This window comes from Roseovarius halophilus (ex Wu et al. 2025), from assembly GCF_047086965.1.
Genome location: NZ_JBKOTX010000260.1, coordinates 1 through 6620, shown reverse-complemented (window position 1 = coordinate 6620; position 6620 = coordinate 1). Strand labels below are relative to the sequence as shown.

The 6620-nt window shown below is 66.2% G+C and carries 7 protein-coding genes; 5 read left to right on the top strand and 2 right to left on the bottom strand.

What is annotated here, in order from left to right; genetic code table 11:
• Positions 1 to 908 precede the first annotated feature (908 nt).
• Positions 909 to 1115 carry a cold-shock protein gene (locus ACH107_RS28865; RefSeq protein WP_109387217.1) on the top strand — a complete coding sequence of 69 codons (207 nt, stop codon included), beginning with the start codon at positions 909 to 911 and terminating at the stop codon, positions 1113 to 1115.
• Positions 1116 to 1185: 70 nt separating this feature from the next.
• On the opposite strand, the gene ACH107_RS28860 is transcribed toward ACH107_RS28865, so the two are convergent.
• Positions 1186 to 1464 carry a hypothetical protein gene (locus ACH107_RS28860; protein WP_310692043.1) on the bottom strand — a complete coding sequence of 93 codons (279 nt, stop codon included), beginning with the start codon at positions 1462 to 1464 and terminating at the stop codon, positions 1186 to 1188.
• A 300-nt stretch (positions 1465 to 1764) separates the two neighbouring features.
• Between ACH107_RS28860 and ACH107_RS28855 the strand changes: the two genes are divergently transcribed.
• Positions 1765 to 1971, top strand: a complete 207-nt coding sequence (locus tag ACH107_RS28855; protein WP_310692042.1) for a cold-shock protein — start codon at positions 1765 to 1767, stop codon at positions 1969 to 1971.
• A gap of 78 nt (positions 1972 to 2049) precedes the next feature.
• Here ACH107_RS28855 and ACH107_RS28850 read toward each other — a convergent pair whose 3' ends face one another.
• Positions 2050 to 2730 carry an arylesterase gene (locus ACH107_RS28850; protein WP_412509174.1) on the bottom strand — a complete coding sequence of 227 codons (681 nt, stop codon included), beginning with the start codon at positions 2728 to 2730 and terminating at the stop codon, positions 2050 to 2052.
• On the opposite strand from ACH107_RS28850, the gene ACH107_RS28845 reads away from it, so the two are divergent.
• The 3 genes from ACH107_RS28845 to ACH107_RS28835 are packed head-to-tail and all read left to right on the top strand — an operon-like array spanning position 2729 to position 6515.
• Positions 2729 to 3418: an ABC transporter ATP-binding protein gene (locus tag ACH107_RS28845; protein ID WP_412509173.1), complete on the top strand. Its 690-nt coding sequence runs from the start codon at positions 2729 to 2731 to the stop codon at positions 3416 to 3418. The genes ACH107_RS28850 and ACH107_RS28845 overlap by 2 nt on opposite strands.
• Positions 3415 to 5937, top strand: a complete 2523-nt coding sequence (locus ACH107_RS28840; RefSeq protein WP_412509172.1) for an ABC transporter permease — start codon at positions 3415 to 3417, stop codon at positions 5935 to 5937. The genes ACH107_RS28845 and ACH107_RS28840 overlap by 4 nt, the downstream gene beginning before the upstream one ends.
• The gene (locus ACH107_RS28835; protein ID WP_412509171.1) at positions 5934 to 6515 is read left to right on the top strand and encodes a gamma-glutamylcyclotransferase family protein; all 582 of its coding nucleotides are present in this window, start codon (positions 5934 to 5936) and stop codon (positions 6513 to 6515) included. The genes ACH107_RS28840 and ACH107_RS28835 overlap by 4 nt, the downstream gene beginning before the upstream one ends.
• Positions 6516 to 6620 lie beyond the last annotated feature (105 nt).

Sequence of the window (6620 nt, the reverse complement as noted above, 5' to 3'; positions counted from 1 at the left end):
GAGTTCTACGCGCCGGACGCGCCTACCGGCCGCACAAAATGTAGCGCCCGTTCAACCCTTGATGAGCCCGGCAACCCACAGAGATCGAGAAGGGACCATTTGCTTCCAACCTACAATCCGATGTTTTGCCGGCGATGGAGGGCTTGGAATCAGCGATGTCAAAGATCGGTCGCGAAACGCACCTCAAGTTACTCAGGCAAGATGCGAGCCCAGAGAAACGTCGCGATCTTTATAGCGGCCTTAAATACGAGGTTATTGAGGTCGCCGACCCAGGTTTGATACTACCCGATACAATGGTGACATTCGTTGCAGACGGAGGGTTCGCGCCTTTTTTGTCCACTGGGAAGCCCGCTTGCGAAGTGCTTTTCCCAGTATCATCTTCCAGACTCGTCTATGCATACCAAAAACATCGGATCGATCGAACGACAACGGTTATAAATCGGATGTTGGCATCAAGCGCATTTCAATCATTCATCGCGAACAAGAACTGTATAGAGTTTTCCCAGCTAGTAAGAAGGCTGGGACGCAATGCCAAACTCATTTCTGAATCCGAGATAGCTAAGATTATCCGTGAAACTCTTGGTTAGAAATCGGCTGGTCGACCAATCCAAAAAGGATGTCACCTCATCATCCGAGCGACGTCGGTTACCAAATCTACGAGCCGCGCACGCCTTGGGGTGGGTCGAAGTATTCGCATGGGCGCATGCCTCCCTAGGATATGGCCAAGGCGCGCATGACACCAACAGATTTCCCCTTGCCATCCGCCCGCAAACCCGTCATACACGCCTTGCAACGTTATTCTACCTCGACCCTGACTTCCTTAACCGGCACTCAGTTCTTCGACCCAGACTGACTACGCCGGGCTGCCGCACTACCGCGGGCAGCATAGATCATAAGGAAGACTTCACATGGCCAATGGCACCGTGAAATGGTTCAACACCACCAAAGGCTTCGGCTTCATCGCACCTGAGACCGGCGGCAAGGACGTTTTCGTCCATATCTCCGCTGTCGAGCGGGCCGGTCTGACCGGCCTGGCCGACGATCAGAAGGTTACCTTCGACGTCGAAGCCGGCCGCGATGGCCGCGAGAGCGCGACGAACATCGCCCTGGCCTGAGCCGGACGCGACACGATTCGGAAAGGGGCGGCTTCGGCTGCCCCTTTTTGCGTTGCGGGGGCCGCGGCGCTCAGGCCGCGGGCTTGTCGGAATCAGCCTCGGGTGTCGCTGCGGCATCGTCCGCCGTGGTTTCCCCGGCCGGGGCGGGCAGGGCCAGGGCCTCGTCGGGCATCTGCTCGGGCAGCTCCAGCGTCAGACCCCCGGTTTCCATGTCCACGGTCAGCTTGGGCTTGTCGGCAAGCCCCGTCATGATCTCGTTGATTTCGCCGATGGCGCGTTCCAGCGTCTCGCGCTGGGTTTCCTGGGCCGGCTCGGCCCCGGCTTTGCGTCCGAATAGAAACTTGAACATCTGTCTCCCCCGTAGGTTGCCAATACACTCCGGTGCTATCAGACTCCGGGCCGGGGCACCAAGGGAAACGACACCGCAGCCCGTACCGCGGCGCGCCCCTGCCACCGGTGGCAGCAGCCTGCCCGATTCGTCTGCCACAGGAATTTCACTTGATCGATTCGGCTTGGATGCGCATCCTGTTGTCGCGACGTTACCACGATCTACCACTGTCTCCTCTATCGGCGCAGTTTCTCGATCCTCTGCACTGACGGGCCGATCCGCTGCATCCCGCGAGCGGAGCAAAACGAAGGAAACAGTGATATGGCTACTGGCACAGTCAAATGGTTCAACACCACCAAGGGGTATGGCTTTATCGCCCCCGATGACGGCGGCAAGGACGTCTTTGTGCACATCTCTGCGGTCGAGCGGTCCGGTCTGACCGGCCTCGCCGACGATCAAAAAGTGACCTACGAGTTGCAGGAAGGCCGCGACGGCCGCCAGTCTGCGGTCGATCTGGCGCTGGCCTGAACCGGCGTCGGGGCGCGCGCCCCGGCCTGACAGATAGAACGCCCGGGCGGAACCGTCCGGGCGTTTCGCGTCACCGGATCAGTCGACCCGCGCGACGAGATCCAGCACCGCCGGGCCCATCGCTTCGACGATCCGTTTCACGCCGTCGGCATTGGGGTGGATGCCGTCGGGCTGCATGTACGTCTCACGCACCCGGGACAGGTCCTCCGCCATGATTCCCTCAAAGAAATTGTCGAACAGCAGGCTGTCATAGGTGTCGGCCAGGTCGGCATAGATCGAATCGAAGGCCCTCTTGTAGTCGGGGCCGTAGTTGCCCGGCGCCTCCATGCCCACGAGCAGGACGGGCGTGTCGGCGTCCTCGGCCTCCTGCATGATCCCGTCCAGGTTGGCACGGGCCACCTCGGGGGCGATCCCGCGCAGCATGTCGTTGCCGCCCAGGGCCACGATCAGGGCGTCCACCTGCGGCGTCAGTGTCCAGTCCACCCGGGACAACCCCCCGGCGGTGGTATCGCCCGACACCCCCGCATTCACAAGGGCCACCTCTGCGCCCTGATCGCGCAGCCAGGCTTCCATCTGTGGGACGAATCCTTCCTGGTCTATCAGGCCGTAGCCCTGAGTCAGGCTGTCGCCCAGGGCAGCGATGGTGACCGTCTCGGCCTGGGCGGCCCCGGCAAGAACAAGGAGTGCCGCAGCCGCATTGCGGGCCGCGCCGATTGCCCCATATGTGAGGTACCGCAACATCCCGAAGGCCCGCGCCATGAGTGACCCCGCCCTTTCGCTGACCGACGTCTCGCTGTCTCTGATGGGCAACGCGGGGCGGGTCGATATCCTGCGCGACATCTCGCTGGAGGTGGCACGCGGGGAAACCATGGGGCTGGTCGGGCCGAGCGGGTCTGGCAAATCGTCACTCCTTATGCTGATGGGCGGGCTGGAAACCGCGACATCGGGGCGCATCACCGCACTTGGTACCGACATCACCCGGATGGGAGAGGACGCGCTGGCGCGGTTCCGCAGGGACAATATGGGGGTGGTCTTCCAATCCTTCCACCTCATCCCGACCATGACGGCGCTGGAAAACGTCGCCACGCCGCTGGAACTGGCCGGGCACCGGGATGCCTTCGACCGCGCGCAGGCCGAACTGGCGGACATGGGCCTGTCCGACCGGGCCGGGCATTACCCCGGCCAGCTGTCGGGAGGCGAGCAGCAGCGCGTGGCCCTCGCCCGCGCCGCCGCGCCACGGCCCAAGGTGCTGCTGGCGGATGAACCCACCGGCAATCTGGACGAGACCAACGGCGCGGCGATCATCGACATGCTCTTCGGTCTGCGCGAGCGCCACGGCGCGACGCTGATCCTTGTCACCCATGCGCCCGAGCTGGCCCGGCGCTGCGACCGTATCCTGCCCCTGCGCGACGGACGCATGGACAGCGGCAAGGCGGCGACGGAATGAATGCGCCGCTTGCCTACCGACTGGCCCGGCGCGAGCTGCGCGGCGGATTGCGCGGGTTCCGTATCTTCCTGGCCTGCCTCGCGCTGGGGGTCATGGCGATCGCCGCAGTGGGCACCATCCGCGCCTCGATCCAGGCCGGGCTGGCCGAGGAGGGCGCCGCGCTGCTGGGGGGCGATGCCGTCGTCACCTTCACCTACCGGTTCGCGAAGCCGGACGAGGCCGCCTGGATGAACCGGATCTCCGAGGCCGTCTCGGAAACGGTGGACTTCCGCTCGATGGCCGTCGTGCCCGGCGATGACCCCGAGCGTGGGCTGACCCAGGTGCAGGCGGTAGACGCGCTTTATCCACTGATCGGGACCGTGCAACTGGACCCTGACATGCCGCTGGATCAGGCCTTCGCCGGCACCGACCGTTTGCCCGGCGCGGTGATCGAGCGCATCCTGGCCGACCGGCTGGCGCTTGCGCCCGGCGATACGTTCCGGCTTGGCACGCAGGACTTCGTGCTGTCGGCCATCCTCGAGTCCTACCCCGACAACTCGGGCGGCAGCTTCGGGCTGGGGCCGCGCACGCTGGTGCAACTCGACGATCTGTCAGACAGCGGCCTTCTGGGCGAAGGCACCCTGATGGACAGCAACTATCGGCTGGACCTGCCCGAGGACGCCAACCTCGCCGCGCTGCAGGCCGAGGCCGAGGCGCGCTTCAGCGACAGCGGCCTGCGCTGGCGCGATGCCCGCGACGGGGCACCGGGTGTCAGCGAGTTCGTCGACCGCATCGGCGCCTTCCTCGTGCTGGTGGGGCTGTCGGGGCTGGCTGTGGGTGGTGTCGGTGTCTCGGCGGCGGTGCGCGCCTATCTCGCGGGCAAGACCGAGGTCATCGCCACGCTCAAGACCCTCGGCGCCACGCGCGGGACGATCTTCCTGACCTATTTCCTGCAGATCGGAATCCTCACGGTGCTCGGTGTCGGCATCGGGCTGATCATGGGCGCACTGGTCCCGCTTGCCCTGTCGCCGCTGATCGCCGAGCGGCTTCCCATCCCGGCCAGGTTCACCCTCTACCCCGCGCCCCTGGCCGAGGCCGCGCTCTATGGCGTGCTGACCGCGGGCATCTTCACGCTGTGGCCGCTCGCCCGGACCGAACAGATCCGTGCCGCCACGCTCTTTCGTAATATCGGCGACGGCGCCGCGCACCTGCCCGCCCTGCGCTACCTGCTGGCCATTGGCCTGCTGCTGGCAGCCCTGGTCGGGGCAGCGGTCTGGTTTTCGGGGACGGCCTTGCTGACGCTCTGGACCACAGGCGGAATCGTGGCGGCACTGGGGCTGCTGGTGCTGGCCGCACTGGGCGTGGGCTGGTTGGCGCGCCGGTTCCGCCGCGCCGCGCGCGGACGGCCCACCCTGCGGCTCGCCCTTGGTGCCATCGGTGCGCAGCGGGGCGAGACGACCTCGGTCGTTCTGTCTCTCGGGCTGGGGCTCACCGTACTGGCCGCCGTCGGCCAGATCGATGGCAACCTGCGCCGGTCCATATCCGACGAACTGCCCGAGGTTGCGCCCTCCTACTTCTTCGTGGACATCCAGCCCGACCAGATCGACGGGGTCCGCGCCCGTCTGGAGGAGGACCCCGCCGTGCGCGACTACGAAGCCGCGCCGATGCTGCGCGGCATCATCACCCGGATCAACGACCAACCCGCCGCGGAGGTCACCGATCACTGGGTGCTCAAGGGCGACCGTGGCCTGACCTATTCCGCCGAGCCACGCCCGGGCACCGTTGTTACCGACGGCAAGTGGTGGGCCCCCGACCACGACGGCCCGCCCCAGGTCAGTTTCAGCCGGGAAGAGGCCGAGGAAATGGGCCTGTCGCTGGGTGATACGCTCACCGTCAATCTCCTGGGTCGCGACATCACCGCCGAGATCACCAGTTTCCGGCAGGTGGATTTCGACGACGCGGGCATGGGCTTCATCCTGTCCATGAACCCGGCCGCGCTACAGGGCGCGCCGCACAGCTGGATCAGCACCGTCTATGCCGAACCTCAGGCCGAGGCGGCGATCCTGCGCGACCTCTCACAGGCCTATCCCAATATCACCGCGATCCGGATTCGCGATGCCATCGACCGGGTGCTGGTGGTGCTGGGCGGCATCGCCGCCGCGACCCGCTATGGCGCGCTGGCAACCCTGGTGACAGGCTTTCTGGTGCTGATCGGCGCGGCGGCCGCCGGCGAACGGACCCGCACCTACGAGGCGGCGGTGCTCAAGACACTCGGCGCTCCGCGCGGCCGCATCCTGCGCAGCTTCGCGCTGCGCGCCGCGCTTCTGGGGCTTTCGGCGGCGCTGGTGGCGCTGGCGGCGGGCATGGCCGGGGGCTGGGCCGTCTCGACCTTCGTGATGGAAACGGGGTTCACGCCGATCTGGTCCAATGCCCTCGCCATCGTCTTCGGCGGGGTGCTGACGACGCTGCTGGCCGGTCTGGCCTTCGCTCTGCGGCCCCTGTCCGCGAAGCCGGCCCGCGTGCTCCGGGCGCGGGAATGAGTGCGTCCACCCCCCATCCCGCGTTCTTTGGCTATGGGTCTCTTGTGAACCTCGCGACCCATGACTACGCCGACCCGTTTCCCGCAAAGCTGCGGGGCTGGCGGCGGGTCTGGAAACATTCCTCGCGTCGCCCGGTGGCTTTCCTGTCGGTCGAACCGGCCAAGGGCGCCGAGATCCTCGGGATGCTGGCCCATGTGCCCGGCGGCGACTGGTCCGCGCTTGACCGGCGCGAACAGGCCTACCTGCGCCGTGACGTGACAGACCGCGTGATCCATGACCGCCCGCGCCGACAGACCGCCGTCTACGAGGCCGCTCGGGGCCATATCGGCCCACCCTCGACCGAACATCCGATCCTGCTGAGTTACCTCGACGTGGTGGTGCAGGGCTACCTGAACCTGCAGGGACGCGATGGCGCCGCGCATTTCTTTGCCACCACCGCCGGGTTCGACGGGCCGATCGTCGACGATCGGCGCGCCCCGCTCTACCCGCGTCACCAGACCCTTTCGCGCGCAGAGCGGCGACTCGTGGACACTGCGCTTGCCGATATCGGGGCCCGTTTCATCCCGGCCCGCCCTTGAGCCGGCGGTGACGCAAGCGGGGGCGTTCCCTCGACGGATCGCCGCCCCCCGCAGACCGTTGGGTTGTACAGCATCAGGGGGATGACCAGTGGCATCTCGGGGGCG